Genomic DNA, 18776 nt, shown 5'->3' on the forward strand with positions numbered 1-18776 from the left:
GCGACCAGGCGGCTGCCGACAATTTCTAAGTGGATGTAGGAATGTCTTGGTACAGCAAAGTTTTCTGGTCGGAAGGTCTGTTTCTGCGGCCGCATCATCTGCAGCAGAACGATCGCTACATCGAACACTTGCTGGAAAAGCGCGTTCGCTACACGACACCATACCCGTGGGGCTTTGCCCAGCTAGAGATCGACAAGGATCTTACCGAACAGAGCAAGTTCGCGGTGCGCAATGCGTCCGGCGTCATGCCGGACGGCACGCCGTTCGATATCCCTGCGGACAGCCAAATTCCCGAAGCGATCGATGTGCCGGAGACGGCCGCAGGCCAGATCGTCTGGCTGATGATGCCGGTCGCGGCGCCAAACACCCGCGAGGTCGACGAGGATCGCACCGACAGCGCCAGTCGTTATGTTCGTACTTCGGAAACCTTCATTGACTCGACCTCTGCGCTACGCATCGAGGAAGAGATCGACATCGCTTATCCGCGCCTGTCGTTCGAACTGCGCAAGAGCAGCAAGCCCGGATACATGGGCCTCGGCATCGCGCGCATTCTCGAGGTGCGCGACAAGAACATCCTGTTCGACGATAAATTCGTGCCGCCGATCCTGATCTGCGCCGCGCATCCGATCATCGATGGCTGGCTCAACCGCATCATCGGCTGGGTTGAGACCAAACTCGACGAGCTGGCGCGTTACGCGGTCGATCCGTCATCCGGCGGGGGGTTGCAGAGCGTCGACTATCTGGTCCTGCAAGTGCTGAACCGTACCATTCCCGTCCTGACTCATTTCCAGCGCTCCGGCAGCGTGCACCCCGAGCGCCTGTACGAGGAATTGCTGAGATTCGCGGGTGAACTTGCGACATTTTCTACGGCGGAACGGAGGGCGCGCAACTATCCAGCTTACGATCACGACGATCTCGAGAACGTCTTCACACCCTTGGTGAGCGACATCCAGGACTTCTTGAGCGCGCGATTGGGCCGGCGGGCGATCCGCCTGGAGATCATCGAGCGCGCACAGAATGCGTTCGTGTCGCCGATCCGCGATCGCGCGCTATTCCGAAATGCGACCCTGGTGCTGGAGGTTGCCGCACGGCGGCCGCTCGTGGAGATCCAGAACGATTTCCCGCACCTGTTCAAGGTCGGGCCGAACACCAAGATGAACGAGATCGTGCACGCAAACTTGCCGGGCCTGACCTTGGCGCATTTGCCGACGCCGCCCCCGCATATCCGGGCGATCACGGATCACGTCTATTTCTATCTCGACCGCAAGTCGCCGCTGTGGCCCGAGTTCAGCACGGCGGCCTCGATCGGAATGCACTTCTCCGGCGACTGGCCGGAGCTTGAGCTGTACCTTTGGGCTATCCTGGAAGACAGGCCATGAGCGACAGGGACAAGCCGGTTAATCCTTTCGGTCGGGGTGAACGGACGATCATCCGTCCCAACCCCGGCGGGAAGTTGCCGCCGGCGCCGACCTCTCAGCCTCCGCCGGGCGAGGGCCCTGCGGCACGTCCAGGCTATTCGCCATCACCGGTACCCTCTCCCGGCGCGCCGGCGCCACCGCCATCATTTTCTCCTGTCCCGCAGGGCTCGAACTACGCCTCCGCGCCGGCCAGCCATCCCGCTGAGGAATGGATATCGACACCCGCGCAAGCCCAGGCGCAGCAGCCCATGCTACCGCCCGGACCGCCGTTGCGCGTCGACGATCTCGTCGCGCCAAATGCCAATCCAGTGATGCGCGCTGCTGGCCCGTTGCTGCAGCTGCTTGGTCGGCTGCGGGTGGCGCTCATGCGCGCGTCATTCGCGAGTTTGATGGAGCAGGTTGCAGACGCGATCAAGTTCTTCGAGAAGGACATCCGTTCCGCGGGCATATCCGAGCACCAGGCCAACACAGCGAAATACATCCTGTGTGCCACCGCCGACGATATCGTGCAGCACATCCCGACCGAGGAGCGCCACGTCTGGACGCAATATTCGATGCTGAGCCGGTTCTTCGGCGAGCGTGTCGGCGGCGTCCGTTTCTTCGAGATTCTCGACCATTTGAAGGTCGATCCACTGGTCAACTATCCGGTCCTCGAACTTCAGCACGCCTGCCTTGCGCTTGGTTTTCAGGGCATTCACCGGACGTCAGGGGGCGGACTTGCGAACCTGCAGCTGATCCAGCGTAACCTCTATGAATTGCTGCGCCGGGTCCGGCCGAAGACGATGAGCGACCTGTCGCCCAACTGGCGCGGGCAGGCGCTGGCGGGGCGCCGGCAGCGTCTGCGCGTTCCGGTCTGGCTCGTCGCGGCCGTCGTCGCCGCGTTGCTGACCGGGTCCTATTTCCTCCTGCGGACGCTCCTCGCCGGCCGGGCAGAGAATGCTGCCGAGGTGGCGCTCGCGCTCCATCCAGCCGGCCCGATCGAGCTCAAGCGCCAGGTCGTTGCACCACCCCCGCCGCCGCCGCCTCCACCACCGCCGGATCGCATCACCCAGTTGCAACGCATCCGCAATGCGCTCGCGAAGGAGAACACCGCCTGTGCCATGACGGCGGACCAGACCCCGAGCTTCATCGTGATCAGAGTCTGCGATCTGGCCTTGTTTGCATCGGGCCAGGCGACCATCCTCGACGGTTTCAAGCCGATCGCACTCCGCGTCGCAGCAACCCTCGACAAGGAGCCGGGTCGGATCCGGGTCGTTGGCCATACCGACAGCTCGCCGATCCGCACAGTCCGCTTCCCGACAAATTTCGAGTTGTCGGTCGAGCGCGCCAAGGCGGTTGCCGCGGCACTGAAGCCTGGCTTGACCGATGGTTCGCGCGTCGACGTCGAGGGCAAAGGAGCAGATGCGCCAATCGCCAGCAACACGACACCCGAGGGACGCGCCAAGAACCGGCGCGTCGAGATCTTTATCGAACGCAGCGAATAGGCAGATACCGCCGGGTCAGGTGGTTTGCGACAGGTACGGTTAGATGCTTGCCAAGGACATCCTTCGCATCGTTCTCTACGGAGTAGGGCTCAGCTCGCTCGGAGCGGTGATCTATCTCGCCGGTCCCTTCATCGCGTTCGGCGACTGGCGGCCGCTGGAGAACCATATCGTCCGGCAGATCGCTATTCTGCTGCTCACCACGGTCGTGGCAGGCATCGTTGGCCTCAATCTGTTCAAGCGGCGCAAGAGTGCCAAGGAGATTGCCGATGGCATCGCTGGTGCCGACCAGCCCGTCAGCGATGAACCGGTGCTCAAGGAGCGCATGAAGGATGCGCTCGCGACGCTGAAGACCGCCAGCGGCAACAAGTCGGGCTATCTCTACGATCTGCCGTGGTACGTCATCATCGGTCCGCCCGGCGCCGGCAAGACCACGGCGCTGGTCAATTCCGGGCTCAAATTTCCGCTCGCGCGCGGGGCGACGCCCGCAGCGATCGCGGGGGTCGGCGGTACGCGCTACTGCGATTGGTGGTTTACCGAGGAGGCGGTGCTGATCGATACCGCCGGCCGCTACACGACCCAGGACTCCAACAGCAAGGCCGACAAGGACAGCTGGCTGGCGTTCCTGGACATCCTGAAGAAAAGCCGGTCGCGCCAGCCGATCAACGGCGTCCTTGTCGCCATCAGCATCGAAGACATCCTGACGCTGCCGAAGCAGGAACTCGCACTTCACGCCGATGCCATCAGGATGCGCCTGCTCGAGTTGCATCAGAGGCTCAAGGTCAGCTTCCCGGTCTACGCGCTATTTACCAAAGCCGATCTCGTTGCCGGCTTCACCGAGTATTTCGCCTATCTCGGGGAGGCCGGCCGCCGCCAGGTTTGGGGTGCCACGTTCCAGACCGCAGACAAGACCCAGAATCTGGTGGGGCAGATCCCGGTCGAGTTCGACCGTCTGCTGGAGCGCCTGAGCGAGGAGACGCTCGACCGTCTGCAGGACGAGCCGACGCCCCAGCACCGCGTGCAATTGTTCGGCTTTCCGGCACAGATGGCGCGGCTCAAGCCCCAGATCCACGACTTCCTCAACCAGATCTTCGAGCCGACGCGCTATCACGTGAACGCGAACCTGCGCGGCTTCTACTTTACCTCGGGTACGCAGCAGGGCACGCCGATCGATCAATTGATCGGGTCGCTGGCACGTACGTTCGGCGCTGAGGAGGTCGGTTCCGGATCCTATTCGGGCACGGGCAAGAGCTTCTTCCTCGCCGATCTGATTTCCAAGGTCATCATCGGCGAGGCCGACTGGGTCTCGACCGACCGTGCCGCGGTGCGCCGCGCGCTGATCCTGAAAACCGCGGCCCTGTCATTGATCGGCCTGGTCTCGATCGGACTGATCGCAGCTTGGCTGATGAGCTACAAGCGGAACTCCGATTTGATCGAGCAAAGCCTGCAAGCGGATAGCGAGTATGCGGCCGCCGGCGCACCACTTATCAAGCAGACGCTGATTGCCGATCATGATCTCGACAAGGTGCTGCCGCTACTCTACCGGCTGCGCAACGCCCCGGCAGGCTACGGATCGCGCGGCGAGTCGGTGCCGCTGTCGGCTCGCTACGGGCTCAGTCAGCACGCCCGCCTGCTGTCGCCCTCGAAGGCGGCCTATCATACGGCGCTTGAGCGCATGTTCCGGCCGCGCCTGCTGTATCGCCTCGAGGAGCAGCTCAATGCGCGCATCAACGAACCTGCCTTCGTCTACGAGGCGCTCAAGGTCTATCTGATGGTCGGCGGCCTGCAGTCGCCGGACCGCGAGCTGATCCGCTCCTGGATGCAACGTGACTGGGCGGACAACCTCTATCCTGGCGCCACCAACGCGGAAGGGCGGCGTCTGCTCGACGAGAACCTCGTGGCAATGTTCGACCTCGAGACCGAGCAGCAGCCGCTGGTCGAACTCGACGGCCGATTGATCAAGCAGGCCCAGAGCTCCCTGGCGCGCCTGAGCGTGTCGCAACGTGCCTACGAGTTTCTGAAATCGGAGGCTCGCGCATCGACCGCTGGCGACTGGATCGCTAGCCGCCATGGCGGACCCGACATGGGTGTCGTGTTCGAAACCACGACGGGGCAGCCTTTGGATGCGGTGCGGGTACCTGAGTTCTTCACGTATAACGGCTTCCAGCAGAAGTTCGTCGCCCGGCTGTCCGGATTGTCTGGGCGGATGAAGCGGGAGCGATGGGTTTTGGGTGATGCAGGCCAGCAGTCGGCCATCGACCAGCAGTACGACAATCTGGCCGGCGATCTGCTCAACATCTATTCCAACGATTTCGTGACGACCTGGCGAACGGCGCTCGGGAGCCTGCGCCTGAAGAAGTTGCTCGCCGACAAGCCGAAATACGAGGTGCTGCGGGCGCTTTCGGCGCCGACCTCGCCGATGCGGCAAATTCTGGAATCGGTGCGCGACGAGACGATGCTGACCAAGGAACGGGCGAAGCCGGCGAACGCTTCGGCGCCAGCTGCCGCACCGGCTCCGGCACTCTTCACGAATGCCCAGGATGGACCGCCTGGCGCGACGATCGAGGCGCAGTTCAAACCTTACCACGCGGCGCTCGAAGGCGAGAGCACCCGCCGGCCGATCGACTCGACCATCGCGAACCTGAACGACATCTCGCAGAACTTGACGTTGATCATCGAGAATCCCCAACTGACGGCACAGGCCACGGCTGCGCTTCAGACCCAGGTCGCAGCGCTCCGCAACAATGCCTCGCGCATGCCGCCGCCATTCTCCGACATGCTGCGCGCAGCAGCCGCGGAGTTCGAAGGCAGCATCGCGGCTTCAACCGCCGGGCAAATCCTGCAAACGTTGCGCGATCAGGTCACGCCGGTCTGCCAACAGACCGTGACCAACCGCTACCCGTTTGTCCGCAGCAGCGGCCAGGAAGTCCCGCTGGCGGATTTTGCCAAATTGTTCAGTCCGAATGGCGTTATGGACAAGTTCTTCACCCAGTACCTGGCACCTTATGCCGACACGTCGCGGTCGGACTGGGCTTGGCGCAAGGAGAGCCCCGTTGGTCGGTCGTTCTCGCCCGACACGCTCAAACAATTCCAGAATGCGGCTTATATCCGGGATGCGTTCTTCCAGACGGGCGGCGGTGTGCCCGCCGTTTCTTTCGCGATCCGGCCTCCTGGGGCACCGGGGCCAGGCGTGACCGTCAAGACCGAGATCGGCGGCACCACGATTGCGAGCCCAACCATTCCCGGACCGGCCACTTCGTCCTTGTTCGGCGGTCCGCAACCGACGCCACCGCCACCACCGCCACAGAGCAACTCGCCAACGACCGTCCTATGGCCGGGCCCGGCGCCGCGAACGGCGATTTCAGTCAGTAACGACACCGGCGCGCCATCCGTGCTCGAGCGCATTGGTCCCTGGTCGTTATTTCGGATGCTGGAGGCGGGCTCGTTGGTTGTGAAAGCGGAAACGGCCAGCGCGACTTTCATCGTCGCGGGGCGCGAGCTCAACTATCAAATTTCGACTGGGTCGTTGCGCAACCCGCTGAACCTGTCAGTGCTGCGCGAGTTTCGTTGCCCGACCGGGATATGACCATGCGTTGCGGGCTATTCGGCAAAATCGGCGCCAAGCGCGATTTCATCGCGATCGCGACCCCGCGCAGCTTCCTGGAAGCCTGGGAGCCGTGGGTACAGGCCGCGCTGTCAGCAAGTCGCCACCAGCTTGGCCCAGGATGGCAGCAGGCCTTTCTGACCGCGCCGGTCTGGCGGTTTTGGCTCGGCGCCGCGATCTGCGGCACGACAGTGGCGGGTGCCATCATGCCCTCGCTCGACGGGGTGGGGCGATACTATCCCTTGACCCTGCATGCGGTGACCGGCGAGGCCGTCTCGCTGCCGCCGCCGAGCATTGATCCGCAGGACGAATGGTTCGGGCAAGTGGAAGCGTTCATGCTTTCGACGCTGGATCGGGCCGCAACCTTCGAGCAGATCTCCGATGCATTGGATCGGCTTGCGGTGCCACGACTGCAGGAGACCATCGCCGGCGGCCCGCCGATCACGTCGCTTGGTACTGCGGCAATGGGCAGGGCTTCGGCGGTCGACGCCTTCGCGGGGTCGTTTGCAGCACTTTGCACCGCCAACCCACAGGTCTACGCCGCGGCTAGCTTCTGGTGGACCGCCGGAGGGGAAGGCTTTCCGCCAATGGCGCTGAGTTGCCGCGGATTACCAGATCCGTTTCACTACATCACGCTGCTGACCGGTGATCTCGGCCACGCGGCATCCGGGAATGGGTGACACGCGATGGTGCATATTCCATCCTTGTTCGATGTTGGTAGCGTCACCCATGCCGGACGGGTGCGGGAGCGGAACGAGGATTCATGTTTGGTACGAACCGACGTCGGCCTTTGGGCGGTCGCCGACGGTATGGGTGGTCACGAGGCCGGCGATCTCGCCAGCCGCATTGTCGTGCAGTCGCTTGACGCGATCGGCACGCCAGAATCAGCCGCAGACCTGCTGGCGGAATGCGAGGAGCGGCTGTTCAGCGCAAACCAGCAGATACTGGCGCTAAGTCATGAACGACAGGGTGCCACCGTCGGGACCACAGCGGCGGTTCTGCTCGTTCGCGATAGCTACTATGCCTGCATATGGGCGGGTGACAGCCGGGTCTACCTGATCAGTCGTGGCGCAATTAGCCAAGTGTCGCATGATCACAGCGAACTGGAGGAACTGATCGCCGAAGGCGCGTTGTCGCGCGAAGACGTGAACGATTGGCCGAGCAATGCCATTACTCGTGCCGTCGGTGTCGCCGATGATCCGGAATTTGAGGTGGTGACAGGCCCGGCCGAGCCGGAGGATATCTTCGTGATCTGCAGCGATGGCCTGACCAGGCACGTGCAGGACGACGAGATCCTGCAGCACGCGGCTACGCGACGCGCCCAGGCGGCTTGCGATGACATGCTCGCGCTGGCTCTTGATCGTGGCGGGCTTGACAACGTGACGATTGTGATCGTGCGACTGCTGACGCCACGATCTCAGGAGGCGACAAGATCTCCGCTCAATCGGGAGCCGCAACCATGACCCCGAACGATCCGTTCCGATCGTCCTATCACGGCGTGCCGCCCGGCACCCGTCTCAACGGCATTTACGAGATCGAAGCGGTGATCGGCGCGGGCGGCATGGGTGAGGTCTACAAATGCCGTGAGATCCAGACTGGATCGCCCGTTGCGGTGAAAATGCTGCTGCCCGACATGGTTGACAACGAGGCGGCGCTCGCGCTGTTCCGTCGAGAGGCCGCGGCACTCCACAATCTTCCGCATGACGCGATCGTTCGCTACTTCCTGTTTACCGTGGAGCCGGTGCTGCAGCGACCTTATCTCGCGATGGAATTCGTGAATGGCCGCTCGCTCTCGAACATGCTCGACGATGGGCCGTTGGCCTTCGAAGCGCTGATCAGGCTGATGCAGCGCGTCGCATCGGGACTGGAGGCCGCCCATGAGCACGGCATCATCCATCGCGACGTTTCTCCGGACAACATCATCGTTCCGCTCGACGATGTCAGGCGGGCCAAGATCATCGACTTCGGCATCGCGCGGTCGACCCAGATGGGTGACAAGACCATCATCGGCTCGGGCTTCGCCGGCAAGGACAATTACGCATCGCCGGAACAGGTTGGGTTGTACGGCAATGACGTGACAGCGAAATCCGATGTCTACAGCTTCGGTCTTGTGCTGTTCCATGCGCTGACCGGACAGAAACTCGACATGGGCGGCAGCCAGTTTCAGCTGGTGGAGAAGCGCCGGCGTGTGCCCGATCTCGGTGCGGTTGATATGCGAATCCGGCCTTTGCTGGAGCGGATGCTGCAGCCTGATCCGGCGTTGCGCCCGACCATGGGGGAGGTCGCCAGCTGGACGCCAACCGGTTCGGCCCAGACACCGGCCGCGCCGTTATATGGCTTCGATCCGCTACGGCGGCCGGAAGGCGCGGCGCCGGCGTCGCAGGACAGGATGCCGTCGACCGCGCGGAGCGCGCGCGGCCTCTGGCTGGGGGCGGGCGTGGCGGCATTGTTGCTGCTGGTCGGCGGTGGTGGATATGCCTTCTACAAGCTGGTCTGGTCAGCGCCCGGCACCGCGGTCTTGCCGCCACCTCCGAAACTCGCTGGAACAATGGTGCCGCCGAAGGTCGAGCCCGCTGGACCACAGCCCGGACGCCAAGAGACAGAGAAGTTGTCCGCGCAGCCGACGGCAACGCCGTCTCCGACACTCGATGGGCCGGGGCGAGCTGAGCGCATCCGCAAATACGTGGCCCAATATTCTGGCGGTGACTGCTTCTTTGTCTTGCCGATTGCTGTGAGCCCAAATGCGGCTGTCATCGAAGGGTTCGGTGCCTCGACCGCCCCATTCGACACCTTCGACAAAGCGTTTCGGCGTGAGCAGGGTTTCGAAGCTTCGGTCGGCGTCAGGCAAGTGACCCAGGCGCAATGCCCAGCCGTCAAGTTCTTGAGTCAGGTCGGGAGCGATCAGGCGCGAATGCCGCGCATCACCCTGTCGGCGACAGAGCTGAAGGGCGGTGAAACCCTCAATGGGACCATTGAGAACTTTGCCAACCGCGTGGTCGAGCTGCTCATGGTGTCGGACCGCGGCGAAGTCCAGAGCCTCTCTTACCTTCTGAAGCCGGGCATCGACTCACTTTCGTTTACGCTCCCGACAGCGCGCGCGAGCGGTCCGCAATTGCTGTTGGTCGTGGCGGTTCCGCAGGTTCTGGACTCATTGCGCCAGCCGCGACCGATGGCTGCCGACACGTTCTTTCTGCAGGCGCTAAGCGAGGCTCAGCGCAACAAGGTGACTGTCATCGCGGCCGCACGCTACGTGCTGCTCACCAATTGACCGGCACGCTCAGAATGTTCCGATCACCAGGATTTTCAGGTCGGCGTCCGGCTTGAAGTCGCTTGCCGTATATTCAAGCATGTTTCCAGTAGCAGACGATGCCTTTAGCCGCCCAGGACAGAAGCTCACCAAACGGTCGCTGCCGCCTGGGTCGATAGTCAGTTTGAATGAGCGGATCGGCCCGGCCCAATTCGCGCCAGTCTTGAGCACATACGATATCCGCCGCTCCTGCAGATTCGCGCTGTTGGTCTGGTTACTGCCCGCGCGCTTGTCGAGTTCGGCGAGGAACGTATCCTGGACGCAATACTCTTTCCGGTAACGCGCGACTTCCTGAGCGAGTGCGCCGCTGCGGCGCAGGCTGGAGCGCAGGATGGTGTCGGGACTGGAGCCTACGCTCGGCCGGTACTGGTGTTCGACCAAGACGGTGCGCATTGGCGGAAACACCTGCTGGCGCACAGCCGAGGTCTTGATAACCCAACCCGGCGCATACTGCTTCCGACCGTTGTCGCTCATTCCGGCAGGCATCAGAAGTCCGTCGTCCACGAGCCGGGCCCGGGTCGCCTCAGGCAGGTCGGTCACCCGGATCTCGCGGCTACCAATCGGCAGCAGCGGCAATTTGAGTTCGCGGAGCAGGGCACTGACATCCCTGCTGCCGACCATGGCGCGCTGATCGACGGTCAGCGGCGCCGGGCTGCCATCGACCTTGGTCTCGAAGTCGACGAAGTTGATCGGATCATCTGACGGCAGTGCGATGTTCTCAGCCTCCGACAGGTCGATGTCGGGCAGCGGAAAGGCAACTGTAAGCGTGACCGGCTTGGCGGTGACGTTGGCGAATTGGTAGCGAACGCTAATCCTGTCGAGCGCGATACGAAGGTTCTCGCTCTCCATGGCCACGTCATTGGTGCGTACGAACTGGAGCCCACCGATCGACAATTCCGCAGCCGAGTCGTTGGCGCGTGCCGGCGAGCCCGTCGCAACCAGCAGCGCGATCATCAAGGCCCGTATCCGGGGGGAGGGTCCGTTCGGCAAGCTGGTCTCGATGCGGCGTCGCAGCATATGCTGGTTCCATCCGATGCGGGTCAATCGATCGGCTGATAAAGATCACCCCACTCGGACTTCCAGACCCCGTCTGGATCGCACACTACGAGCGCGAGCTTTACGTCGTTTGCCAGCCGGATCGCGCCGCGAAAAGCATCCTGAGCCGGCAACTGCGCGCTGACCTGGTCGGTGGTCAGCCGTCCCCCGCTCGCGGCGGCCGGCAGTACGATCGATCCGGAGATGCCGTCATTGTCGCGTTTCAGGACAAGCGTGATCGCGTCGGGCTGGACTTCGCTCACCTGCTCAAATCTATTCCGGGCCATGTTTTGCACCGCAAGCTGAAGACATTTCGGACTATCACCGTCCAGTGATAGATTGAACGTGATTGAGATTGCTCACCACTAATTGACGCGCCGCATCAACGGCATCTCGGATTAGTCGATCCGACGCGGCGATCGGTTCGGGGTACATTGAGGCGAACATGCTTCGTCCAAATCGTTGGATCTGGGTCTTCATCGTTGGCGCTGGCATTCTTGGAACCAAGGCGTATGCCGACGATACTGTCGTACGCAGCTTTGCCGGCGGTTCGGCTGCTTCCATGGTCGGCATCGTTCCGGCCAGCGAGGACGTGGAACTCGCGGGACCGCAAGCACTCAGCGCCGACGGGCAGGGCAACCTGTTTGTGCTCGATCAGATCAACGGTCGCATCCTCCAGTTTGACCCGAAACAGGCAAATTCCGATCCTGACGTCCTCAAGATGCCGAAAGACGTCCAGCCGACCGATCTCGTCGTCCACAACGACGACATCATGGTTTGGGACGGCGGCGTACGGACGCTGAAGGCGGCGCCGGGGCAATCCACGCGCGGCCTCGGTGGTGATGTGATCCAACTTGAAGAGGTCTCGAGCCGCGGCGCGGACGACCAGGTCGCCGTCTCGGCTTTTGCCCAGATGGGATCACAGGCGCCAGGCAGCGCGACCGACTTGCTCGACCAGAACACCCGCGCGGCCATCATCAAGACGACCCGGCAGCCCGACCGGCAATATGTTGCTACTCGAAGCAAGGGCTCGGTGATCGCCGACATCATTCCGGACAAGGGCAATGCCAGCGTACGGGTCGAAATCCAGACCATGGTCACCAACGAGACGATCGGCCAGCTCGGCCTGCGGGTGCGCAACCAGCTCGGCACGGTAGAGTTTCTCGAGATTGACAACAGTGACCGCTTCTATGTGTTGGCGGAGGACGTTCCGCCATCGGGAAAGAATGCCTCCACGTTCGTCGCACGCTATGCCGCGAACGGGCGTCTCGAAGGAATCTATGAGCTTCCTTTGGAAAATACGCCGCTGACCCGGCGGTTCGTCACGGTCTCGGGCGATGGCGATGTCTATTTCCTGCGGACCAAGCCGGACGGTATTGAAGTGGTTGGCGTGGGCTTCAGGCCTCTGACCAACGCTTCGATTATCGACGTGCGACCGTCGCGAACGGCAGCCGCGCCGGCACCGCAATCCGACGTCAAATTTGACGCGTCGGCCGCCGTGAGACCGTCCAATCGCCAGCAGGCGATCGAGACAGCGTTTGCGTTCGAGGGCATCCAGTGGAAGCTGACGCAGGCGAATTACGGCAACGATCCCGACAGCCAATGCAGTGGCTTCAGCCGTGTTCGTCGGCCGTGGTATCTGCAGGGAAAGGTGAACCAGGAGGTGCGCGGCGTACCCTATTGCTGGGGCTGCCACGGTTCGCTCGCGAACTTCCGGCAGCGGATCGAGAGCGGAACGCTGGCCGGCAATGTGTGCACTCGCAATGCGCCACGGCCGGATGTGGCTGGCGTCGACTGTTCGGCATTCGTCAGCGCCGCGTGGGGGCTCTCCGTCCACTACACGACTGCCGCTATCCCCGCGATCGCAGCCCCCGTGGCAAATCCCTGGGACCTGAGGCCCGGCGATGCGCTGAACAAGCCGGGCTCGCACGTGATGTTGTTCCTGCGGTTCACGCCTGATCGCAAGGCCGAGGTGATGGAATCCTCGACCGGTGGCTGCAACGGCCGCGTCTGCCGCAACGTCTATCCGTTGGCGAGCCTGCTTTCGCGCGGCTACGTTCCGGTCCGTTTTCGAGCCTTCGCGGACGATCAGGCGGCAGTTTCCGCGAGCGCCTATCAGGAGACCGAACAATCGCCGGCGGGCCGCAAAACGGCAAGCAAAAGGCGCTGAACCCGGTGTGTCGCCGGAGCTACAAAATGGGTAGGCATGATGTCGAGGTGGATCACGATGCGGATGCCCAGAGGATTTGATTGCGGGATCAGGCGGCTAAGCGCCACCATCGGGCTCGCTGCGTTGATCGGACTGATAACCCCTCACGCATATGCGGCGGGAGGATTGTCGATCAGCAATCCGGACGGGGCGGCGGTGCGCGCGCTCGTGATCGGGATCGACGACTACCAGCGCGTGCGCAAATTGAAGGGCGCGGTCGCTGATGCTACGGACATCGTGACCAGCTTGAAGTCCATGGGGGTTGCCGACGTCGTCGAGCTGACGAACGCCCAGGCCGACAGGGCAAGCGTCCTGCGCGAGATCAGTGCACTGGTGGAGCGGACCAAGAACAACGACCTCATCTTTCTGTCGATCGCCGGTCATGGCACCCAGGAACCGGAGCGTGTCAAGGGCTCGGAGCCGGACGGAATGGAAAACGTGTTCTTGCTGCCAGGCTTTGAAACTACGCCAACCGGGTCGGTTGAACGTGTTCTAGGCAGTGAGTTCAACCATTTCATCCGGCAGTTCGAGCTGCGCGGGGCGAGGGTGATCTTCGTGGCTGATACCTGCCACGGCGGCGGTATGGTGCGCGACATCGATCCGCGTGCCGCTGAGATGAGCTTCCGGCAGGTCCCGCGCTACACGTTGCTGGTCGACGAACTGAAGCCGGTGTCGGACAGCAACGATCCGAAGTCAGAACTCGATCTTGACCACACGGCGTTCCTGGCTGCGGTGGACCGCTACACCAAGGCGCCGGAAGTCCGCATCCCTGGCATCGATGGCCTGCGCGGGGCTCTCAGCTATGCGGTCGCGCGGGCGGTGGAGGGGAGCGCGGACATCAATCACGATGGGAAGGTGACGCTGAAGGAGCTTTTCAGCAATGTTCGACAGGTGGTCTATCAGCTCTCGGACCAGCGCCAGAACATCGTCACCATATCATCGCCAGCTCAGACGCCGGATACCGACCTCGCCTTCGGATTGACGCGGGGTGTCGTGCTGATTCAGGGGCCGGCCGCGAGAGCGGCCTCTGGGCCGGCCGGATCCGGGGCCATCGAGGGACAGGCGCCCGCTCCGCCGGCTGTCACGGCCAAGGCACCAACCGTTCCGACCCTTGCCGCCGCGGCGACCAAGGAACTTCCGACCGGCGACGCGCCGGGGCCTCTCCGCCTCGCGGCACCGATCCGGCTGGCGGCGCTCGACGGCAAGACGAGCTATTTTGCAAGCGTGAAGCCGAAAGATGTTCCCGTGCAGGCGGTTCAACCGACGGACAATCCCGACCTGATATGGGATCCCGTGTCGCACGACGTGATCGCGTGGGGCGACGTGGTCGCCTATGGGATCGACGTTGCAAACTTGCCGACCGTAGTCGACCGGACAGCGGCAATTCGTGAACTGAAACGCATTGCGACCCGGTCGCCGCAGATCATGCGCATCTGGCCAGACGATCGCCAACAGCGTGCCGGCCAGACTGTCGAAGTTGATCTGTCTGATGTGGGGTCAAGAGCGGTGCTGCTGTTCAATGTGTCCGGCGATGGCACCATCCAATTGTTGTATCCGGTGGGTTCTGATGCGGCGCTGGCCCGATCGGCGAGCTTGCGCCTACCGCTCAGGGTCGGTGAGCCGTTCGGTGCGGAGCAGATCGTTGCGGTGACCTCGCAGCAACGCATGGTAGATCTCGAAACAGCCCTGATGCAGTTCAACCGGCGTCGCGCCTCGGGGCAAGTGATCAAAAGTCTCGAGCGTTACTTGCCCGCAGACGCGCGAATCGCCTCGATCGGCTTCTTCAGTGCCCCCTGACTCCTAGGGGGAGCAGGCCATGCCGTCATCCCGGCCGATCCGCCAGGCGCGACCATGGCTCGCATTCCTGCTGCTACTGGCGGGTAGCGGAGCTGCGTCCGCAGCACCATTGCCGACGGCGTCGTTGCATGTCGGCACGACGTACGCACGCTGGCTTTGGCCTGCACAAGCGGTGCGCGGGCAGACCAATACCGCGAGTGTGTCCCTTCAGATCCTGCCGAGCCAGACCGTCAACGTCGGAGGCAAGGTCTCGTTCGGCGTCACCGCCAGGAAGACTGGATATCTCATTTTGGTTGACGTCGACGCGGAAGGGCGGATGTCCCAGATCTTTCCAACCCCCGAGCTATTGGCGCAGTCGAACGACCGCGACATCAATCGCGTCAAGCCGGGTGTCGAATTTGTTGTTCCTGCCCCGGCGGCGCGACAGCGTGGTTTTGAATATGTCGTCGCACCGCCGACGGGGTCCGCAGTGATGATAGCCATCCTGAGCGAGCGACGCGTGCAATTGCTCGATCTGCCGGACATGCCCCGCAAGCTGGAAGGTCAGGACGACGCGTTGAGCTATCTATCGGCCTGGACCAGCGAGCTGCGCGTGCCGGACAACAGCAGCGGAAAGCTCGTGACGAACAATTGGTCGTTCGACGTCAAATCTTATTCAATCAAGTGAGTCCTGTGAAGCTTGGGTCATAGCTTGCTCAGTCGGCTGAAGAAGCCACCCCGGGCGATCATGTAATGAATGTCCTTTGGAAAGGGAAAAGCGCTGCGAACGTTGGAAATTGCGTGCTGGAGGAATTCCCCGCGCTGCGGCGCTGGCTTATGCCGCGGCTGGTCCGCGACCTGCGGTATCATGAAGCGATCCACGAAAGCCGGGTCAAGATCGTTGACCCTGACCATCTGGCCAAATGCCGGGAATAGGTCGTAATGACCCAAGCTTACGCTGAGGTTCTTGAGGGCAGGGCGCTGAGGCTGAGTTTGATTGCCATCGGTCGTCGCCAGCCCACGCCCGATCAGGTCCAGCTTCACCGATTGCGGCAGAGTTGATGGACCATACACGATCTCGAGCGCCCGGCCGCTCTGTCCGGACAGCCATTGGTACCAGAAGGTCGCATCGTCGGGCCGCGCATTGGCACCGTAGAGGCAGTCAAATCCCCAACAGGACGTCAGCTTGCCCTGATACTTTCCAAGGCTTCCGACGAGATTGCGCATGCCGTTACCGCCGCCGGAGTGGCATGCGATGATGAGCTTGCCGATCTGGAGCTGAGGAATGGACGTCGAGGAGAGACCCAGGAACCTGGCAAGAGCTCCAAGGATCTCCTCGAGATAGCGTTCGCCCCAGTTCGCGGTTGCCAGGTCAGACACGCTGTAGTTTCCGGCAAAGGTGTCGCCAACGGCATATTCGTAGCCCAGGAACGGCGCGATAAGCACTACGTCCTTGCCGGAATCCCGGACCTGTTCGCGCAGCCGCGCTGGATCGCTGTGGAAGAGGAATTCATGGTTTTTGACATAGAAGCCGTGAAGCCAGATCACGACATCGAACTTGGTGGCAGCTGTTGGGTGCTTTGGCGGAAGATAAACCGCCGTCGGCTTCATGCCGGGTGCCTGTCGCTTCGTGAAGAGCGTCAGCCCGGGAAAGGCGTTGGCGTCCTTTTGCTCAAGCTCACACGCAACCACGCAGGTCGCTCCGCTTCGGCCAATCCAGGCACGGACCTGGATGACCCAGTGTTAAGCTCTGCCGCCCGTCACACCTTCTCGACACCAAGATCCGCGCGGCCTCCTGGCCTTCCATGACGCCGTGGCAGCCTTGCGCGTTGCTAGTTGCAGGACTCGACATTACCCACGTTGCCCCCGGGGCCGCCGCCGCCACGGTATTCGAGGTGGCAGCCGCTTCTAACCTGACGGCACAGAGATTGATCGCAAACGACCTGACCACCGCCGCCGCCGGACCTCGCAGTTGCTTGTCGCCGCGGAACGTCGGCTGCCGGCGCCGGCCTCTCGCGTGCCGAACGATCCGCACGTGACGGACGCTCGTCGGTGTTGCGCTTTGCAACCGGTTTCTTCTCGCGTCGCTTCTCGCATTCATTGTCGTCGTTGAGGAACGAACCCTCGGCACAGGTAATCCTGCTGCACTGGTCACCGTCAGCCTTGTAGCCATGATCACAGATCAGGGGACAGACCCGGGAAGGCTTGAGCTTGATTGCGTCAAGCGCGTCGAGACTTGCGAGCTTGGCGTCGAATTTGGTTCCCGCGTGCTGGTTGAAGAGAGCCAGCGAGCGCTGTGAGGCCGCATTCCATTGGCCATTGACGGCGCCGGTGAAGCAGCCGACGCGGCTCAATTCGCCTTGTACAGACTTGGCGATATCTACGGACTTGGAGAGATCGGCCTTTGCGATATCGGTCTGGCGCGGCTCGTCGCTCAGCGCGGCAAGCTTGGGCGTCTTGCTGTCCTCGGCGGGCGTAGCGGCCGCGGGGTTATCCGCGACGGTACTCTCAGCAGCCGGCTTATTCCCGGAGAGTGCAGCGACGATTGTAGATTCGGATGCAATACGTTTCCGTTCCGCCTCTGCGGCCTGCTCCTGCGCCGCTTGCTTCGTCTTCTCGGCCGCAATCCGGGCCTCTTCCGCAGCCTTCAGTTCCGCGGCCGCCTTCTCCTGGTCGGCACGCTGGGCGCCCTGGGACATCAGGCGAGCTCGCTGCTGCTCGGCCTCCTGCGCTTTCGCCGTGGCCGCGACGCGTGCGTCCTCGGCGTCGAGTTGATTGAGCTGCAGCTTGGCCAGATTTGAGTAGTATCCGTCCGGATGTTGGGTCAGGAACGCGTTCAGAGCAGGCTTGTTGCGGAGCTGCAAGGCCAATTCGTAATCACGTCGAATTTCCGACTGGGGGTTGGCCGCCTGTATCGGCTCCTCAGCCTTGGTAGCCGGAACAAGCGCAACGTCTTCGCCGCCGAGCGAGCCGTAGACATAGGGCTCCTGTCGGTTGCCCGTGGCTTGCAAGACATCGTCGCGGACGAAGCCGAAAGCCCTTCGCAGGTCGAGCCCCGGCTTTGCGATGTACTTCACGAGAGCCGTCGCGTACGGACTATTCTGGCTGTTGCCATCGAGTGCGGTCAGTCCCGCTTTGGCGGCAAACGCGATCAGCGTGTTGGAGACGGTGGGTTCGACCCTGGCCAGCCCGCGGCTGATCGATCGCGAGGCAACTGTACGTTTCATCGAGTCGGCAAACGGATTGTTGCGGCACGCGTCGACGATCACCACGCGTAGTTGCCTCGCAGGCTCAATCGCCAGCAGGACGCGGTCGAGCGAGAATGCTTCGTCATAGATGTCCGTGTCACGTTCGAGTCTGGCGTCGGTCGGGATCAGATAGTTTGTCCCGTCGATCTCGATACCGTGGCCAGCGTAGTACACCAGGGCTATGTCGGCATTGCGGGCCTGATCGGCGAATTCTCTCAAGGCCCGCCGCATATCGGTCGCGGCGAGGTTAAGTCTCGAGTCAACCACATCGAAACCTGCTCCCTTCAAGGTCGCGGTGATAGCCGCAGCGTCGTTGGCCGGGTTTGGGAGCAGAGGGGCGTTTTGATAGTTGGCATTGCCGACCACCAAAGCCACGCGCTTTGTCGCCCAGGCTGGCTGAGAGGCCAGGAACAGCGAAGCGGCGAGAAGAAGCAAAACTCGAAAGTGTCTGTACACTCTCATGGCTAACACCCAACCTATGCCCGTAGAATGGTGACGTCGCGAAGTTCGTACGCTACCGGCGGCTGCCTATCTGCATACAGTACCAATCTCGAGCCCGATCCATTCCTATGTGTTGTTTCGAAATGCGGACGCGTTCAAAAGGCATGGAAGATATTGCGCCGGGCGTTGTGCGCCGATTCATGTGGATGATAGGCGCACGCCAGTGCTTTGCTGAGGGCGCGATCGTAATATAAGAT

Annotated in this window: 13 protein-coding genes; 9 read left to right on the forward strand and 4 right to left on the reverse strand. The window is 62.5% G+C overall.

The features are described 5' to 3' along the window. Window positions 1-41 precede the first annotated feature (41 nt). The 6 genes from tssK to AC5ZFO_RS27525 are packed head-to-tail and all read left to right on the forward strand — an operon-like array spanning window position 42 to window position 9771. On the forward strand, window positions 42-1379 hold the full coding sequence (tssK, locus tag AC5ZFO_RS27500) for a type VI secretion system baseplate subunit TssK (RefSeq protein ID WP_282523562.1): 1338 nt from the start codon (window positions 42-44) through the stop codon (window positions 1377-1379). After that, entirely contained in the window at window positions 1376-2902 is a 1527-nt protein-coding gene (gene tssL, locus AC5ZFO_RS27505; protein ID WP_282523561.1) for a type VI secretion system protein TssL, long form, read from the forward strand. Before tssK ends, tssL begins: the two co-directional genes overlap by 4 nt. A 43-nt stretch (window positions 2903-2945) precedes the next feature. Next, complete coding sequence (tssM, locus tag AC5ZFO_RS27510; protein WP_282523560.1) at window positions 2946-6485, forward strand: type VI secretion system membrane subunit TssM; 3540 nt, start codon at window positions 2946-2948, stop codon at window positions 6483-6485. Then, window positions 6482-7183, forward strand: coding sequence for a type VI secretion system-associated protein TagF (tagF, locus tag AC5ZFO_RS27515; RefSeq protein ID WP_306664578.1), 702 nt, complete (start codon window positions 6482-6484; stop codon window positions 7181-7183). The genes tssM and tagF overlap by 4 nt, the downstream gene beginning before the upstream one ends. Window positions 7184-7189: 6 nt before the next feature. Next, entirely contained in the window at window positions 7190-7966 is a 777-nt protein-coding gene (locus tag AC5ZFO_RS27520) for a PP2C family protein-serine/threonine phosphatase (protein WP_014493500.1), read from the forward strand. Then, a complete protein-coding gene (locus tag AC5ZFO_RS27525; RefSeq protein ID WP_306664568.1) occupies window positions 7963-9771 on the forward strand; it encodes a serine/threonine-protein kinase in 1809 nt (602 codons plus the stop codon). The genes AC5ZFO_RS27520 and AC5ZFO_RS27525 overlap by 4 nt, the downstream gene beginning before the upstream one ends. 9 nt (window positions 9772-9780) lie before the next feature. Here AC5ZFO_RS27525 and AC5ZFO_RS27530 read toward each other — a convergent pair whose 3' ends face one another. Further along, window positions 9781-10764, reverse strand: a complete 984-nt coding sequence (locus tag AC5ZFO_RS27530; RefSeq protein WP_282523557.1) for a DUF4424 domain-containing protein — start codon at window positions 10762-10764, stop codon at window positions 9781-9783. Between the two features lie 86 nt (window positions 10765-10850). Beyond that, entirely contained in the window at window positions 10851-11132 is a 282-nt protein-coding gene (locus AC5ZFO_RS27535; protein ID WP_028156828.1) for a hypothetical protein, read from the reverse strand. Between the two features lie 158 nt (window positions 11133-11290). Between AC5ZFO_RS27535 and AC5ZFO_RS27540 the strand changes: the two genes are divergently transcribed. The 3 genes from AC5ZFO_RS27540 (at window position 11291) to AC5ZFO_RS27550 (ending at window position 15518) form a co-directional block, all read left to right on the forward strand. Further along, window positions 11291-13015: an NHL repeat-containing protein gene (locus AC5ZFO_RS27540; RefSeq protein ID WP_282523556.1), complete on the forward strand. Its 1725-nt coding sequence runs from the start codon at window positions 11291-11293 to the stop codon at window positions 13013-13015. A gap of 57 nt (window positions 13016-13072) precedes the next feature. Continuing rightward, on the forward strand, window positions 13073-14851 hold the full coding sequence (locus AC5ZFO_RS27545; protein ID WP_282523555.1) for a caspase family protein: 1779 nt from the start codon (window positions 13073-13075) through the stop codon (window positions 14849-14851). A gap of 124 nt (window positions 14852-14975) precedes the next feature. Next, entirely contained in the window at window positions 14976-15518 is a 543-nt protein-coding gene (locus tag AC5ZFO_RS27550; RefSeq protein WP_496122827.1) for a DUF4384 domain-containing protein, read from the forward strand. A gap of 17 nt (window positions 15519-15535) precedes the next feature. Here AC5ZFO_RS27550 and AC5ZFO_RS27555 read toward each other — a convergent pair whose 3' ends face one another. Further along, complete coding sequence (locus tag AC5ZFO_RS27555; RefSeq protein WP_282523553.1) at window positions 15536-16522, reverse strand: alpha/beta hydrolase family protein; 987 nt, start codon at window positions 16520-16522, stop codon at window positions 15536-15538. 140 nt (window positions 16523-16662) lie between these two features. Continuing rightward, window positions 16663-18540: a caspase family protein gene (locus AC5ZFO_RS27560; RefSeq protein WP_282523552.1), complete on the reverse strand. Its 1878-nt coding sequence runs from the start codon at window positions 18538-18540 to the stop codon at window positions 16663-16665. Window positions 18541-18776 lie beyond the last annotated feature (236 nt).

Source organism: Bradyrhizobium sp. Unk1 (genome assembly GCF_059512345.1).